The 15,488-nt window shown below is 64.4% G+C and carries 17 protein-coding genes; 9 read left to right on the forward strand and 8 right to left on the reverse strand.

The window, feature by feature from the left end; genetic code table 11:
- Positions 1–20: 20 nt before the first annotated feature.
- The 3 genes from BKE09_RS01415 to BKE09_RS01425 form a co-directional block, all read right to left on the reverse strand.
- Positions 21–515, reverse strand: coding sequence for a hypothetical protein (locus BKE09_RS01415; protein WP_075674661.1), 495 nt, complete (start codon positions 513–515; stop codon positions 21–23).
- Positions 516–606: 91 nt separating this feature from the next.
- Positions 607–1,194 (reverse strand): TetR/AcrR family transcriptional regulator, encoded by a 588-nt coding sequence (locus BKE09_RS01420; RefSeq protein WP_075674662.1) that lies wholly within the window; start codon positions 1,192–1,194, stop codon positions 607–609.
- 108 nt (positions 1,195–1,302) lie between these two features.
- Complete coding sequence (locus BKE09_RS01425) at positions 1,303–2,247, reverse strand: AraC family transcriptional regulator (RefSeq protein ID WP_075674663.1); 945 nt, start codon at positions 2,245–2,247, stop codon at positions 1,303–1,305.
- Between the two features lie 102 nt (positions 2,248–2,349).
- Between BKE09_RS01425 and BKE09_RS01430 the strand changes: the two genes are divergently transcribed.
- Positions 2,350–3,189, forward strand: a complete 840-nt coding sequence (locus BKE09_RS01430; protein WP_075674664.1) for an oxidoreductase — start codon at positions 2,350–2,352, stop codon at positions 3,187–3,189.
- Positions 3,190–3,237: 48 nt separating this feature from the next.
- Here BKE09_RS01430 and BKE09_RS01435 read toward each other — a convergent pair whose 3' ends face one another.
- Both BKE09_RS01435 and BKE09_RS01440 read right to left on the reverse strand, forming a co-directional pair.
- On the reverse strand, positions 3,238–5,007 hold the full coding sequence (locus BKE09_RS01435; protein WP_075674665.1) for an oleate hydratase: 1,770 nt from the start codon (positions 5,005–5,007) through the stop codon (positions 3,238–3,240).
- 141 nt (positions 5,008–5,148) lie between these two features.
- Entirely contained in the window at positions 5,149–5,673 is a 525-nt protein-coding gene (locus tag BKE09_RS01440) for a GNAT family N-acetyltransferase (RefSeq protein ID WP_075674666.1), read from the reverse strand.
- Between the two features lie 192 nt (positions 5,674–5,865).
- On the opposite strand from BKE09_RS01440, the gene BKE09_RS01445 reads away from it, so the two are divergent.
- The 4 genes from BKE09_RS01445 to BKE09_RS01460 all read left to right on the forward strand — a co-directional run bounded on the left by BKE09_RS01445 (position 5,866) and on the right by BKE09_RS01460 (position 9,035).
- The gene (locus BKE09_RS01445) at positions 5,866–7,665 is read left to right on the forward strand and encodes a DUF885 domain-containing protein (protein WP_075674667.1); all 1,800 of its coding nucleotides are present in this window, start codon (positions 5,866–5,868) and stop codon (positions 7,663–7,665) included.
- Between the two features lie 110 nt (positions 7,666–7,775).
- On the forward strand, positions 7,776–8,231 hold the full coding sequence (locus BKE09_RS01450; protein WP_075674668.1) for an SRPBCC domain-containing protein: 456 nt from the start codon (positions 7,776–7,778) through the stop codon (positions 8,229–8,231).
- 10 nt (positions 8,232–8,241) lie between these two features.
- Positions 8,242–8,574 (forward strand): metalloregulator ArsR/SmtB family transcription factor, encoded by a 333-nt coding sequence (locus BKE09_RS01455; RefSeq protein ID WP_075674669.1) that lies wholly within the window; start codon positions 8,242–8,244, stop codon positions 8,572–8,574.
- Between the two features lie 2 nt (positions 8,575–8,576).
- Positions 8,577–9,035, forward strand: a complete 459-nt coding sequence (locus BKE09_RS01460; RefSeq protein ID WP_075674670.1) for an SRPBCC family protein — start codon at positions 8,577–8,579, stop codon at positions 9,033–9,035.
- Positions 9,036–9,089: 54 nt separating this feature from the next.
- On the opposite strand, the gene BKE09_RS01465 is transcribed toward BKE09_RS01460, so the two are convergent.
- A complete protein-coding gene (locus tag BKE09_RS01465) occupies positions 9,090–10,376 on the reverse strand; it encodes an alpha/beta hydrolase (protein WP_075676537.1) in 1,287 nt (428 codons plus the stop codon).
- A 72-nt stretch (positions 10,377–10,448) separates the two neighbouring features.
- On the opposite strand from BKE09_RS01465, the gene BKE09_RS23045 reads away from it, so the two are divergent.
- Positions 10,449–10,592 carry a hypothetical protein gene (locus BKE09_RS23045; RefSeq protein WP_240502868.1) on the forward strand — a complete coding sequence of 48 codons (144 nt, stop codon included), beginning with the start codon at positions 10,449–10,451 and terminating at the stop codon, positions 10,590–10,592.
- A 97-nt stretch (positions 10,593–10,689) separates the two neighbouring features.
- On the forward strand, positions 10,690–11,454 hold the full coding sequence (locus BKE09_RS01470) for a hypothetical protein (protein ID WP_075674671.1): 765 nt from the start codon (positions 10,690–10,692) through the stop codon (positions 11,452–11,454).
- On the opposite strand, the gene BKE09_RS01475 is transcribed toward BKE09_RS01470, so the two are convergent.
- Positions 11,451–12,233 carry a 3-hydroxybutyrate dehydrogenase gene (locus BKE09_RS01475; protein WP_075674672.1) on the reverse strand — a complete coding sequence of 261 codons (783 nt, stop codon included), beginning with the start codon at positions 12,231–12,233 and terminating at the stop codon, positions 11,451–11,453. The genes BKE09_RS01470 and BKE09_RS01475 overlap by 4 nt on opposite strands.
- A gap of 194 nt (positions 12,234–12,427) precedes the next feature.
- On the opposite strand from BKE09_RS01475, the gene BKE09_RS01480 reads away from it, so the two are divergent.
- Both BKE09_RS01480 and BKE09_RS01485 read left to right on the forward strand, forming a co-directional pair.
- Positions 12,428–12,802 carry a nucleotide pyrophosphohydrolase gene (locus tag BKE09_RS01480; RefSeq protein WP_075674673.1) on the forward strand — a complete coding sequence of 125 codons (375 nt, stop codon included), beginning with the start codon at positions 12,428–12,430 and terminating at the stop codon, positions 12,800–12,802.
- Positions 12,799–14,643, forward strand: a complete 1,845-nt coding sequence (locus BKE09_RS01485; RefSeq protein ID WP_075674674.1) for a DUF2075 domain-containing protein — start codon at positions 12,799–12,801, stop codon at positions 14,641–14,643. Before BKE09_RS01480 ends, BKE09_RS01485 begins: the two co-directional genes overlap by 4 nt.
- 104 nt (positions 14,644–14,747) lie before the next feature.
- On the opposite strand, the gene BKE09_RS01490 is transcribed toward BKE09_RS01485, so the two are convergent.
- Complete coding sequence (locus BKE09_RS01490) at positions 14,748–15,485, reverse strand: hypothetical protein (protein WP_075674675.1); 738 nt, start codon at positions 15,483–15,485, stop codon at positions 14,748–14,750.
- Positions 15,486–15,488: the final 3 nt, after the last annotated feature.

Here is a 15,488-nt window from a genome sequence, read left to right on the forward strand (position 1 = left end):
GTCCTGCGGGCCTGCATCGCTCACAACGGGGTGGTGCGCCGACGGATCCGCCAGCACTGCCCGGCAAACCCGATCACGAACACTGCCAGGCAGCCGAGCAAGGTCTGCAACACCACCGGCGCCATCGGCGCCGCCGCCAGCGGGTGTGCCACCGGCAACCGCGTCAGCGTTTCATTCATGCCGGGCACCAACGACAGCAGGAAGCTGAAGGACAGCGCAAAGGTCGACAGGTAAGCCGCCAGCCGTCCAAGGAAACGCAGCCGCGAAGCCAGAACACCGCCGAACGCGACCAGCAGCACGATCACGCCGAAGGCATGGCCTGGATTGAGCCCGCCTGTGCTGGAGACGGTGAACGAGGTCGCCACCGACAGCACCAGGCCAATCAGATAAACCTTGCCCGAGCGCGTGCCGGGATCGATTGCCCGGTGGCGGATGAAGCCGTACAGGCCCGCCAGGATCGGCACCAGGCTGATGGCGGTATGGATCGCTCCGAGAAGGGAAAGGGGATGTGCCATGGGAATCTCCACTGGTGAAATGAACCTACTAGTAGGTAGGCCTCAAGAACAAAAAGAAGGCCCGCAATGCCGCAGGCCAGTACACATCACCTCAGGCGGTCGCACTCACCCGCGCGATGGCCAGCCGGGCCAGCGTCGCGAACGTGGTCGCATCACCGAATCCGCGCGCAGCCAGCATGGCGCCGTGCACCGATGACATGAACGCCTTGGCCTCATCGGCCGCCGAACCCTGCAACTGCAGCTGGCCCGTGGCAGCACCCTTCTCCAGGGTCACCGCCAGCCAGCCGCTCAGGTCCTCGAAATGCCCGCGGACTTCATCGGCAATCTCCGCAGGAATCATCGGCGCCTCTGCCGCCAACATCGCGCAGATGCAGAACGAGGACGTGCCACCTGCGATGCAGCTGGACCAGTAATCCACATAGGCGTTGAGCTCCTGCAGCGGGTCATCCAGCTGCCGGTCCAGCAGCGCCAGGCCTTCGCGCGCCTCGGCTCGGTAAATTTCCACTACCGTGCGCACCAGGTCCGCCTTGCTGGGGAAATGATGGTGGATGCTGGCCTTGCTGATGTTCACCCGTGCCGACACGTCGGCATAGCTGAAACCGTTGTAACCACCGGCTTCCAGCAGCGAACGGGCGTGGGCCAGGATTTCCTGGGCCTTGGGCGAGAGCGACTCTTTCATGAGTCTTAACCTACTAGTAGGTAGACCTCCTGTCAACCACTCAGATTCCCTGGTAGTGCCGGCCGCTGGCCGGCATGTCGAGAACGCCGGGGAAACCCCGGCGGCCACTCAATGCGAAGACACGTACAGCGCATCCGCTGGCGGCGGTGGCAGCGCGAAACTGCGCCGCATCCGCGCCACCTCGGCCGCCGGCGGCAGGGCGAACAGGCGCTTGAACTCGCGGTTGAACTGGGACGGGCTGGCATACCCCACCGCCAGCGATGCAGCCTCTGCGGTCATCGCCTCCCGCAGCATCAGCAGCCGTGCCTGGTGCAGGCGAGTGGACTTCACGTACTGCATCGGCGACGTACCGGTAATCGCGCGGAAGTGGTCGTGGAAGGTCGCCACGCTCATGCCCGCCTCGGCCGCCAGCCGGCCCACGTCCAACGCAGTGGCAAACGAGGCGTGGATCGTACGCAGCACCCTGCCGATGCTGCCGAAGCGGCCGCGCATGGCCAGCGCCTCGCGCATCGCGCCACCCTGTGCCCCGGTCAGCACGCGGAAGTACACCTCACGCACCAGCGCCGGCCCGAGCACGGCAGCCTCCAACGGGTCAGCCAGTGCCTCCAGCAGGCGTAGCACCGTGGCCTGCATCGGCGCCTGCATCGGGCTGGACATCATGCTCTGTGCCGGGGCCTCCGATGTGCCCACCTGTTCCCCCAGTTCAATCAGCAGGTCTGCCGCCAACTGCAGATCCAGATGCAGGTAGATCGCCAGCAGCGGCGCCTCTGCAGAAGCATCGGTTTCCATCGTGAACGGCACCGGCACCGAAACTGCCAGATAGTGCTGCGCATCGTACTGGTAGACCTGCCCGCCCAGGTAGCCGCGCTTCACGCCCTGGCAGACGATCACGATGCCGGGGTCATACAGCACCGGCGTGCGTGCCAGAGGCCGGTCGGAGCGCAACAGCCGCACCCCCGGCAGCGGCGTGAGCGTATAGCCCTCCTCCACCGCCAAGGTCTGCAGCAGGCCGACCATGCGCGCCTGCATCTGCCGTTGCAGGGAATCGACCACTGGCACTCCAGAGGAATAGGCAAGAATGGTCGAATCCTAGGCCTGGGGTGATCGCCGTTCAAGCACTAACGTGCAAGCCCTGTCCACCATGAGCGCCTCCCCATGCCCCCGTCCCGCCTTCTCCTCATCACCGGCGTCAGCAGCGGCTTCGGCCGTGCCCTCGCCCAGCAGGCACTGCTGGCCGGCCATCGCGTAGTCGGCACCGTGCGCAACGAATCCGCCCGCCAGGCGTTCGAAACGCTGGCGCCCGGCCGCGCATTCGGCCGCCTGCTGGACGTCACCGATGCCGATGCCATCAATGCGCTCGTCACCGATATCGAAACCAACGTTGGCAGCATCGACGTGCTCGTCAACAACGCCGGCTACGGACACGAAGGCATCCTCGAAGAATCCACGCTCGCCGAGCTGCGGCACCAGTTCGAAGTGAACGTGTTCGGCCCGGCCGCGCTGATCAAGGCCGTGCTGCCGCACATGCGCGCGCGCCGCCGTGGCCACATCCTCAACATCACCTCCATGGGCGGTTTCATCACGATGCCCGGCATCGCCTGGTACTGCGGCAGCAAGTTCGCACTGGAAGGCATCAGCGAAGTGCTTGGCAAGGAAGTCGCGTCGTTTGGTATCCACGTCACCGCCGTCGCGCCGGGCTCCTTCCGCACCGACTGGGCGGGCCGCTCGATGGCGCGGGCACCGCGCAGCATTGAAGACTACGACGCGCTGTTCGATCCCATCCGCAGCGCGCGTGAGGCGAAGAGTGGCCACCAGCTCGGTGATCCGATGAAGGCTGCGCAGGCCATGCTGCAGGTCATCGACAGCGACGCGCCGCCCAGCCACCTGCTGCTGGGCAGTGATGCACTGCAGCTGGTACGGGCGAAGCTGGCGTCGATGGCCGGCAGCATCGATACCTGGGAACATCTGAGCCGTTCGACCGACGGCGCGGTTTGAGGCCCGGAGGCAGCCGATGCTTTCATCGGCTGCCTCCATTCCACCCGCTCAGTCCTCCTGCACCAGCTTGAACTCGCGCAGCAGGCCACCGATCTGGGTCTTGTCCAGCTTGTTCATCAGCAGGTTGCGCAGGAACGCTGGCCCAGGAATATCCAGCTCCTTGCCATCGCGCAGGCGACCGGTGGCGGCCAGCAGCGAGCGCACGTCGTAGGTGGAATTGAACACCTCCGGCACGCCGCGTTCGATCCCCAGCAGGGTGTACACCGCTTCCATCGGCGTGCGCACCGAATACTCGGTGGTGAAGATGCAGTCGCGCTGCTTCGATTCGGCAAACTGGCCGATGAAGGCGAAGTTCACCGCCCCCTCCGGCACCACGTCCGGGCGGTCACCGGCCTGGCGCGGCATGAAGAACGCGGTGATGTACGGCATCATCACCGGCACCGTCTTCGCACCGGTAGCAGCCAGTTCGTCGATTTCTTCCACCGGCACGCCCAGGTGATACAGCCACTCGCGGGTGATCTCCTCGCCGGTGCAGTCCTGCATCGGCTTCTTTACGTAATCGCCAGGCGTATCGACGAACAGCGAGTACACCCAGACCACGATCTGCTCCTTGGGCTGGTTCTTGAAATGAGGTTGGCGGTTCACGGTCCAGCTCATCAACCAGCGCGAATCGCGCACGCTGACGATGCCGCCGGTCACCACCTTGCCACTGAACGGGTCACGCTTGGCGATCTTCTGGATGTAGGCCGGGATGCGCGCATCCAGCGTGGTCACCGTCGCCGACTCCCACTTGGTCTGCGGAATGTGCGCACCGAACACATCCGGGCGCCCGAACGCGGGATCCCTGGCGGCGATGCGTCGCCACAGGTCCCAGGCAGGCGCCGGCCCCACATTCAATCGCGCAGCCGTGTGGTGATCGCCATTGTCCGAGTTCTCGGTCAACGAACCGATCGTCATGAACACAAGGTCATCCGCGCCCAGATCCACGCCACCGGCTACACCGTCACGCATCCAGTGGATGCGCGTGGCCTGCTTGCGGCCGGCCGCCAGATCGAAGTCGACGTCGGTCACCTCGGTGGCGTACTGGAACACCACGCCCTGGTCCTGCAACCACTTCACCAGCGGCAGCACCAGTGATTCGTACTGGTTGTACTTGGTGAACTTCAACGCCGAGAAATCCGGCAGGCCACCGATGTGGTGGATGAAGCGATGCAGGTACAGCTTCATCTCCAACGCCGAATGCCACTCCTCGAACGCGAACATGGTGCGCCAGTACAGCCAGAAGTTGCTGTCCAGGAAATCACGGCCCAGCACCTCGTCGATGCGCTTGTTCTCCATCTCCCGCCGGGTGGCCAGGAACAGCGCGATGATGTCCTTCTGCGCCTGCTCGGTCAGGGTGAACAGGCCGTCGGTGTGCGCATCCTCGCCGCGATTGATCGTGGCGCGCTGCAGGGAGTAGTTCGGGTCGTCCTTGTTCAACCAGTAGAACTCGTCCAGAACGCTGGCATCTTCAATCTCCAGCGACGGAATCGAGCGGAACAGATCCCACAGGCACTCGAAATGGTCTTCCATCTCGCGGCCACCGCGGATCACGAAGCCCTTTTCCGGCACCCTCAGGCCATCCAGCGCACCGCCGGGAATCTGCTGCTGCTCAAGGAGGGTGATGCGCTCACCGGCCATGCGGCCATCGCGCACCAGGAACGCGGCACCGGCCAGCGAGGCCAGGCCCGAACCGACAAACCATGCCCGCTTGCCATCGACACCGGCGGGCTTGCGCGGGCGCGCGAAGGCTTCGTAGTTACCACTGCTGTAGTACATGCGCTGCTCCTTCCTGGAGGGGGTCATCAGGAACCCGCAGTGGAATGACACAGCCATTCCATGCAGGTCATGGCCCTACTCTAGCGCCGAACCGATGTACCGTTTCCTGCACGCACGCTGCGACCGAATGACGCAGCCACTTCAGAGCTGTCGCCCCAGCAGCATGCCCGGCCAGCCATCCACGTTGAAAGGCGCGATGCGCGTATAGCCGCAGGACTCATAGAAGCGCACCAGATCACCGTTACCACCGCCGTAGCAGTCCACGCGCAGATGGTCGAGCCCGGCAGCGCGCGCCTGCTCATCGGCAAAGGCCATCAGGCGCCGGCCGATGCCACGCACGCGCACGTCACGCGATGCCACCAGTACCCGCACATATAGTTCCGGGCCGGTGGGCGCAGGCACATAGGGCATCGACTCGCCCAGCGCCAGGAATGCGCGCACCACGCCGTGCTCGTTCCGGGCAACCCATGCACCGGGCAGCGCGCAGGCTTCGGTCACCAGGGTGATCCGTCGCGGCGTCATCGACCACGGCTCACTGCCCCATTGCTGCAGGTTGCCGATCGACACGAACCATTCGATCACCTCATCGAACAGCGCCAGCACCGCGGGGGCATCGGCCTCGCTGGCACGGTGGATGTTCAAGATGTCCTTTCCTGTTCCCGTCATACGTTCCACGCCTGTCATGCCATGAACCCCAGTGGAGGATAGCCGCGATCGTCGGTCAACTCGATCAGTCCGGCGCCCCGCCGCAGCCACCTGTACCGGACTGAAGCAGTCGGAAGTCCACATGACTTCCAGCGCTGTTCACCCCAGAGGCCGCCACCGAATCTGCGGCGAACCACCCGCCAAGGATGCCCCATGAACCGCCGCCTGCCTTTCGTGATCGCGTTCACCCTCTCGGCATCGTGCGCGCTCGCCGCCACGCCACTCCGAGCGGCCGGGGTGCATCCAGACCGCACGTCATCGGCTGCCTGGGTCGCCCGCAGCAACCAGTACGCACAGATCCTGTTGGATGCGCAGGCGCCGTTCGGCCCCGAGGACATGTCGTTCATGGGCATCCCCGGCTACGACCGCCTCATCACCGACCTGCAACCGGGCTTCCCCGCGCGCTTCCGCGCCGCCAGCGCGAAGGCCCGCGACCAGCTGAAGGCACAGCGGGCCAACGAACAGGACCCGAACATCCGTCAGGACCTGGACATCATGATCCGCGCCGCCGACGAAGCCATCGCCAGCAGCCAGCTCAACGAGCAGCTGTCACTGCCGTGGCGCGATGCGCCGCAGATCATGTTCAACGGTCTCCGCACCCTGCTCTCCGATCAGGCCACGCCCGAGCGCCGCGCATTCGCGGTGCAACGCCTGCAGCGGTACCTGGGGCAGGACGGCACATCGCCGCCGTTCACCGAACTGGCCAAGGCCCGCTACACCGAACACGCGACTGATCGCCGCCTGCTTCGGCCCTCCAAGGCAGAGGTCGAACAGGCCCTGGGCAACATCAACACCTACATCACCGGCATCCGGGCCCTGTTCACCCGTTACCCGCAGCCTGGTGCCGAGGCCAGCCTGGCATTGATGGAAGCGCAGTTGAAGGACTACGCGCAATGGGTGCGTACGACGGTGCTGCCCGATGCGCGCGTGGACACCCGGCTGCCGCCCGCGCTGTATGCCAACCAGCTCCGGCAGATCGGCATCGACGTCGATCCGCAGCTGCTGGTGCAGCGCGCGCAGGTGGAGTTCATGGAAACACGCGCGGCCATGCAGCAGCTGGCGCCCAGTGTGGTCAAGGAACATGGATTGCAGGTCACCGATCCGCACGATCACGTCGCAGTGGTCCGCGCCCTGAAGAAGAATGCCATCCCCAACGAGCAGCTGGTCGCACGCTATCAGCAGGCCAGCGAAGTCATCGAACCCATCATCCGCACCCAGCGCATCGTCGACCTGCCACGCCGGCCGATGATCATCCGCCTTGGCACTCCGGCCGAATCAGCCGTGGTGCAGGCCCCGCATCTGCTGCCGGCCCCTCTGGTCGGCAACACCGGGCAGCAGGGGCAGTTTGTCCTGCCCCTCGCACTGGCCACCGCCGACGGCAACACGCTGCACTACGACGACTTCAACTTCGATGCTGCCCGCTGGACGATGTCCGCCCACGAGGGACGGCCAGGCCACGAGCTGCAGTTCACCGCGATGATCGAACGTGGTGTCTCGCTGGCGCGCACCCTGTTCGCGTTCAACTCCGTCAACATCGAAGGCTGGGCGTTGTACACCGAAGCAGAAATGGTTCCGCACGAACCGCTCGACGGCCAGTTCATCGCCCTGCAGTTCCGCCTGATGCGTGCAGCACGGGCCATGCTCGATCCGATGATCAACCTGGGCCAGATCGACCGTGCCGCCGCAGCACGTATCCTGCGCGACGACGTCGGCCTGTCCGAAGCGATGATCCAGCAGGAGCTGGATCGCTACACCTTCAATGCACCGGGCCAGGCTGGCGCGTACTTCTACGGCTACAGCCGCATCCTCGAACTGCGCATGGAAACCGAGATCGCACTGGGCCACCGGTTCGACCGCCTTGCATTCAACAACTTCCTCATCGACCAGGGCCTGCTGCCGCCGGACCTGCTGGCCAAGGCAGTACGCGAGCAGTTCGTGCCCAGGCAGAAGTAGCCCGCCCAGCCCGACTCCGGCTCTCCATGGCCGGATTTGACATGCAGGTATTTACCTGCATATAGTTCACTCAAGGGCGGCGCCTGCCTGCCCATCGCGAGGAACCTGCAATGGTGGATATCGCACACAGGGTCGGCATCAAGGCCCCCGCAAGCCAGGTGTACCAGGCCCTGGCCACCCCCGAAGGCGTGGCCTCCTGGTGGGCCGAAGACACCCATGGCGACCGCGAGGTCGGCGGCACGGTCAAGGCGCGTTTCACGAACAACGGCCAGGAGATCGGCGCCATGGAAATGAAGCTCGAACAGCTCATTCCTGGCCAGCTCGTGCTCTGGCAGTTCCTGGCCGGACCTGCCGAATGGATCGGCACCCACGTGCGCTTCGTGCTGAAGCAGGAAGGCGACTACTGCATCGTCCTGTTCACCCACGAGGGCTGGAAAGAGCGCGTCGAGTTCACCTCCCACTGCAGCACCAAATGGGCGGTATTCCTGATGAGCCTGAAGGCCCTGCTGGAGACCGGCAAGGGCCAGCCCAACCCACATGACGTCAGGATCGACAACTGGAATTGAAGACATCCCCATGGCGGTAGACCACGTGCGCGACGCAGACAAGGTGTTCAAGGCGCTGGCCGATCCCACGCGCCGGACGCTGCTGGACCTGCTCTGCGAGCACAACGGCCAGACCCTGGGCCAGCTGTGCGACCACCTGGACATGGCCCGGCAATCGGTCACCCAGCACCTGGGCCTGCTGGAAGACGCCAACCTGATCAGCACCGTGCGCCGTGGCCGCGAGAAGCTGCACTTCATCAACCCGGTGCCGCTGCATGAAGTCTACGAACGCTGGGTACGCAAGTTCGAGCAGCAGCGCCTGAGCCTGCTGCATGACCTGAAACGAGAACTGGAAGGAGAATGACGATGTCCGCAGAGTCCACCCGCTTCATCCACGTGATCTACATCGCTTCCACCCCGCAGAAGGTGTTCGAGGCCATCACCCGCCCCGAGATCGCCAGCCGTTACTGGGGCCACGAAAACGTCTCGGACTGGAAACCCGGCTCGCGCTGGCAGCATGTACGTGCCAACGAAACACGCTCGGTCGAACTGGTGGGAGAAGTGGTGGAAAGCACTCCACCCTCGCGGCTGGTCATCACCTGGGCCGCCGCCTCGCAGGCCGAGAACCCGGATGCCTACAGCCGCGTCACCTTCGACATCGTGCCCTACCAGGACATGGTGCGGCTGACGGTCACCCACGACGAACTGGAACCCGGCAGCGGCATGGATACCGGCATCCGCCAGGGTTGGCCGATCGTGCTGTCGAGCCTGAAGTCGCTGCTGGAGACGGGCAAGGGCTTGGATGTGTTTGCGAAGCCGAAGTGAGCCCCGGTGCAACTGGCGGCGGAGAGCAGCCCGCCGCCAGCACCCCCTGTCCGCTCAGTCACTCAGCCTGCGCGAACGCCCATAGCGCCCATCCACTTCCTGCTTGATCCAATCGGCCAACAGGCGCAGGTACCCGTCGGTGATCCGCGTCGATACCCGGTTGCCTTCGGCATCGGTGCGGAACTCCACCATGCCGTGGTCGGTGTCCGGGAACAGGTAGGTATCAATCGGCTGTCCCGACGCGCGCAGGCGTTCCAGGATGGTACGCGTGGCCGCAATCGGCGCGGCCCGGTCCTGCTCGGCCAGCACCCACAGCAACGGCACCTTCAGGCGGCGCAGCGCGGCCTCGGCGTCGTAGTCCCAGATCAGCTCCAGGTTGTCGAAGCGCGCGCGACCGATCCGGCGCAGGTCGGCGTCGCTCATGCGCAGCATGTCACCGCTGTATTCGCCGTTGATCGTCTTCGCCCACGGCGTGGCACCGATCTGCGTACGCACCCTGGCCAGCGCCTCGAAGCCTTCATTGAAATGCGTGCGCATCAACTGTGCGGTCGCATCTGAAAGCTGCCCGACCTGCGCCAACGCCGCCGCATCCAGCTGCATGCGCCGTGCCTCATCGAACAACTGCTCGCGGTCCTCCTCGATGGGCGACACCACCAGCCCGAAACCGATCGCCACGAAATCCGCCTGCGAGCGCGTCGCCGCCAGCGGCGCGATCCACCCGCCCTGGCTGCCACCGAAGTACCCGGCCCGGCCGAAACGCCCCGCTGCCAGTGCGCGTGCCTTCGTCAATGCCGCCGCCGCGTCATCAGCCAGCAGCTCGAAGTTCTGCGTGTACTCGCCTTCCGAATCACCGGTGCCACGCTTCTGGTAGGCGAACACCGAAATGCCCTGCGCCACCAGCATCCGCTGGTAGATCGCCGCCACCGCCATCGTGCGTTCCGAGCCGTGCACCAGCACCACCAGCGGCCGCGTCGGGTCGGGCGGGCCGGCCGGTTCGATCAACTGCCCCACCAGCGTGGTTCCGGCACTACTGAAGGTTGCATCGGTATCGCGGGTCTGCAGGCGCTGCCAGCGCTGCGTGGTTCCGGCGGGTGTCCTGAAGCTGACCACATCGCCGCTGCAGCTTACCGATGCGTTGGCATCGCCAGTGGCACCGCGTCGCCCGTCCAGCATCAGATAGCGCTGGCCCGTGGCCGGTGCCGCAGCGGGCGCGCCCAGCACCACGAGGTTGCCCTGCCCGTCACCGTAGGCACTGGCCGTGCACAGCTCCGCTGCCGTTGCCGGCAGGCCGCAGGACAACAGCACCGTCCACAACAACGAACGCCCCTTCCACCCTGCCATGTCCTTCCCCGCCACCATAGACCCGCGCAGTGCGGGGATCGCCGCAGCGTAGCGCGTTCATTCTCCAAGAGCATGCTGCAACTGCTCGCCGTCATAGCGCAGAGCGCGTCGCTGGACGCATGGATCACCGAGTGCAACCGCGGGCACAACGGCTGCTTCGTGGCCGACTGGGACGCCCTGCTGACACACCTGCCAGCGTCCGCCAGCGCCGGCTGAACGCCGCCCGCACGCTCACCCTCGCCAAACCCGGTTCCGACCCCGCTCCGACGCCCGCCACCACAGCATCGCCCACAGGCATCCCTGGCGACGTTCGATGAGTGCTTCAGACGCAGAGTCCCTGCACAGCAAAGTGGCGGCGGTCACCCTGGGTTTCTGGGTGATGAAGATCGCCGCCACCACCCTCGGCGAGACTGCGGGCGACCTGCTGTCGATGACGCTCAACCTGGGCTACGTGGCCAGCTCAGCCATCCTGCTGGCGATCTTCGCCGGCCTGTTGGCCCTGCAACTGTCGGCGCGGCGCTTCCACCCGGTGCTGTTCTGGTCGGTGGTGCTGGCCACCAGCACCGCCGGCACCACCATGTCGGACCTGATCGACCGCACGCTCGGCCTGGGCTACGCCACCGGCGCCAGCCTGCTGGCCGGCTGCCTGGCGCTGGTGCTGCTGGCTTGGCGGGTGTCGGAAAAGTCGATCTCGGTCAGCAACATCGCATCACGCCGCGCCGAAGGCTTCTACTGGACCGCCGTGCTGTTCTCCAACACGCTCGGCACCGCGCTGGGTGATTTCCTCGCGGACGATTCCGGGCTGGGCTTCACCGGCGGCGCACTGCTGATCGGCAGCCTCATCGCGCTCACCGCACTGGCCAGCCGCATCAAGGGCATCAACCGGGTCATCCTGTTCTGGATCGCCTTCGTGCTCACCCGCCCGTTCGGAGCCACCTTCGGCGACCTGCTCACCAAGCCGCTGGAAAAGGGCGGGCTGGGCTTCGGCACAGTCGGCTCGTCGCTGGTGCTTTTCACCATCCTGGCCACGCTGGTGGCGCTGCCGATGCTGCAGCGTAAGGCACAGCCAGCCAGCTAGCGCGCCGTCCAGCCCCCATCCACCGGCAGCGCCGTGCCGGTAATCTGTGCCGCTGCGTCCGACGCCAGGAACACCACCATCCCGCCCAGCTGATCGGGTGTCACAAACTGCAACGACGGCTGCTTCTCAGCCAGCAGCGCACGCGCGGCGGACTCCTGATCCGTGCCCTCGCGCTCGGCCAATGCGGTGATCTGCTGCTCGACCAGCGCCGTCCGCACCCAGCCCGGACAGATCGCATTGGCAGTGATGCCGCTGCCCGCATTCTCCAGCGCGGTCACCTTGGTGAACCCCACCACGCCATGTTTGGCCGCCACATAGGCCGACTTGTTCACCGAGCCCACCAACCCGTGCACCGACGCAATGTTGATGATGCGGCCGGCGCCCTGCTGCTTCATGTGGGGCAAGGCCGCCGCCGTTGCGTGGAACACCGCCGACAGATTCAGCGCCAGGATCGCATCCCACTTGTCGACCGGGAATTCCTCGATCGACGCGGTGTGCTGGATGCCCGCGTTGTTCACCAGGATGTCGATGCGGCCCATCGTCGCGACGGCATGCTCAATCATCCAGCGCACTGCCTCGCCACGGGAAAGATCGGCGCCGTCATGCGCCACGCGCACGCCGAACTCGGTTTCCAGTTTGGAACGGGTGCGTTCGATCTCCGCCGCATCGCCGAAGCCATTCAGCACGATGTCCGCGCCCTGCCGCGCCAGCGCGGTGGCGATGCCAAGGCCTATACCGCTGGTGGATCCGGTAACCACCGCGACCTTTCCACTGAACATGGGTGAGCTTCCATCGGGGTAGGCAGTGAGTGTAGCCGCTGTCGTGGCCCCGACTAATGGCCTTCGAATGCATGCTTCGCCGACAAGGGCTCTTCTACGCCCTTGCTATTCGCCAGATATCACGGGGCGAAATGTCGCTTACGCCCCACCGGCATGGGTAGAATTGGCCCAATTCTGTCGTATAAGGCCATGCCATGGAACACCCTCTTGTCGAGGTTCGGGGCGCTGCCCAGGCGCTCAGGGAATTTGCCGAAGCGCGTGATTGGGCACAGTTCCACTCCCCCAAGAACCTTGTCATGGCCCTCTCTGGCGAAGTTGGAGAGCTGAACGAGATATTCCAGTGGATGACCGAGGTCGACTCCTTCGAGGCAGCGTCCTCTGAAGCCACCGCCAAGGCCGTGCGTGATGAGATCGCCGATGTGGCTCTGTACCTCATCCGGTTGTCGGACGTGCTCGGCATCGATCTGAATGAAGCCGTCAGCAGCAAGCTGGCTATGAATGCCGTCAAGTACCCGGTCGACCTCTCACGGGGCGTCAGCACCAAGTACAACAAGCTGGCGCAGCCATGATCGTCTATCAGGCAGACAAGGACGCCTTCCTTCGCGACTGCAATAATGAGGAGATCGAGGAAGTCATCCTCGCCAGCTACAAGGCAGCGACGAGCACCCAGGTCAGCGATTCGGAGGTCAATTCCTGGCGTTCCTCACTGGGATACGTCGCTCGTGCGCTGAACCACCCCTCCATTCCTGGGGACATCGGCGTGGCTGTGGAGTTCATTCTTCCGCAATCGCGAAAGCGCATCGATGTTGTCCTGACCGGTCACGCCGCAGATGGGTCGCCTCACGTCATCATCGTAGAACTCAAGCAATGGTCGGCGATCAAGCCTTCCGCACGCGACGCCATGATCGAGCTACGCCCGGGAGACCTGCGCGTCCACCCCAGTTATCAGGCGTGGTCCTATGCTGCCTTCCTGGAAGGCTTCAACGAAGCCGTCTATGAAGGCAAGCTCCAGCTTCACCCCTGTGCCTATCTGCACAACTATATGCGGGACGGTGTGATCGACTCGCCGCACTACCAGCCTTACATCCAGCGTGCACCGCTCTTTCTGAAGGGCTCGTCCGACCTTGAGGGTCTACGCACGTTCATTAGTCAGTACACCAGCAAGGGTAACGGCCTGCCTGTGTTGGCCGATCTGGACAGCGGGCGCATTCGACCCTCCAAGGCACTCGCCGACGAAGTGTATCGGCTGCTGTCAGGAAATAGCGCGTTCACCTTGCTGGACGAGCAGAAGCATGTATTCGAAGCAGCCAAGGCGGCATGTGCTCAGGCCTGCGCAGACAGGAAACCCCGTGTCGTTATCGTTGAAGGCGGCCCAGGTACGGGCAAGTCTGTCGTCGCTGTGAATCTTCTGGCCACGCTACGCGATGGCCTGAACGTAAAGTACATCTCGAAGAATGCTGCACCGCGCGCGGTCTACAGCAATGCGCTTGGAAAATCGAAGGACAACGCGCGCCTGCACCATTTCTTTGGCGGTTCCGGGGCGTTCATTGATTCTCCTGAAAACGAATTCGACGCGCTGATTGTCAACGAAGCGCACCGGCTTACCGAGCAAGGCGGATTCTACGGGAACGAGGGCAAGAACCAGATCATGGAGCTGATCAACGCTGCCCTGTGCAGCGTATTCTTCATTGATGAAGACCAACGGGTGACGCTCAAGGATATCGGCACCAAGGAAGCCATCCGGGAATTTGCGATTGCCCGTGGCGCTACCGTAGAAGAATACGTTCTGTCGTCGCAGTTCCGCTGCGCAGGCTCGGACGGCTACCTGGCATGGCTGGATGACGTGCTGCAGATCCGCCCAACCGCAAACACCACACTGGACGGAATCAGTTACGACTTCCAGATATTCGACGACCCGTCCACGCTGCATGCCGCCATCGAATCAAAGAACGCCGACAACCGCGCGCGCGTCGTAGCCGGTTACTGCTGGCCTTGGAACAGTAAGAAGAACACCAAGGAGATGGACATTGTCATCGGCAGCTATCGGCGGCAATGGAACCTGGACAAGGACGGAAGCCTCTGGATCGTCTCCGCCGGCTCGATTGACCAGGTGGGATGCATTCACACCTGCCAAGGCCTGGAAGTCGACTACATTGGCGTCATCATCGGGCCGGACCTCATCATGGAGAACGGCGCCCTCAAAACCGTGCCGCGCGCGCGTGATCGGCACGACAAGACCATGAAGGGCTTCGTGAAGCTCTCAAAGTCCCATCCCGCCCATGCCGCCGAACTTGCAGACACCATCATCAAGAACACCTACCGCACCTTGATGACCCGAGGGATGAAGGGCTGCTACGTCTACGCGACCGATCCGCAGGTTGCCGCCTACTTCAGAGCCCGGCTGCGGTGACAGGCAGCCTTCGAGCACGCAGTTGAAGTGGAGGCCTAAGCGCCTCCACCTGACAGCTGACCATAGGTAGATCCACGCCACGCGTGGATCTACCTCAACGCCCATCACTTCCAATGATCCGGCCCCAGGAACGGCAGGCTCAACACAAACACCGGAACCGCCACCGGCACCAACGCTGCACCCAGCACCCTTCCGGCCGCCGTCCCAACCCCCGGCTTGTCCGTATCGTCCGGCCGGATCCGCTCAGCCCGCGCGGTAATCGACTGCGGCAGCTTCGCCTTCGCCGCCAGCGCCGCAGCGTCCGGTAACGTCACCCGCTCGCCATCACTCTCGAACAGCGCGCTGTAATAGCTGCCGCCCTGCCTGGAAAGGTTGCAGTCCGGGTTGGCCGCCAGCTCGTAACGGCTCCGGGCTTCAAGGATGTACGGCCGGCGGGTCAGCTCATCGATGGCCTTGGCTACCCGCGGGCTGATCTCCAGCCGCTCCAGCTTGAACTGCGCCGCTTGTTCCGGCGTCACCTGCTCCGGCCGCAGCAGCAGCGCGTAGCTGCCATGCACCTTGGTCCTGTCGGCCGGTACGCGCCAGTCCTCGCGGAAGTACAGCTGTGCGCAGACCACGGCTTCGCGCAGCGGGCTGTCCATCAGGGCGCGGTAATCACGGAACGGCGCCGCATCAAAGCGCATCGGTTCGTCATAGACCGGCAGCAGGTACAGCTTGCCGTCGTCGGCCACGAATGCGCTGGTGATCTCGCGATTGGAATGGTGGTAGTCCGGCCCACTGGCGCAGCCAGACAACAGGGCCAGGCACAGGATGGAGAGAATGAAGAGGATGGACGTTCGCATGTC

The organism is Stenotrophomonas sp. TD3 (assembly GCF_001939825.1).
GTDB lineage: Bacteria > Pseudomonadota > Gammaproteobacteria > Xanthomonadales > Xanthomonadaceae > Stenotrophomonas.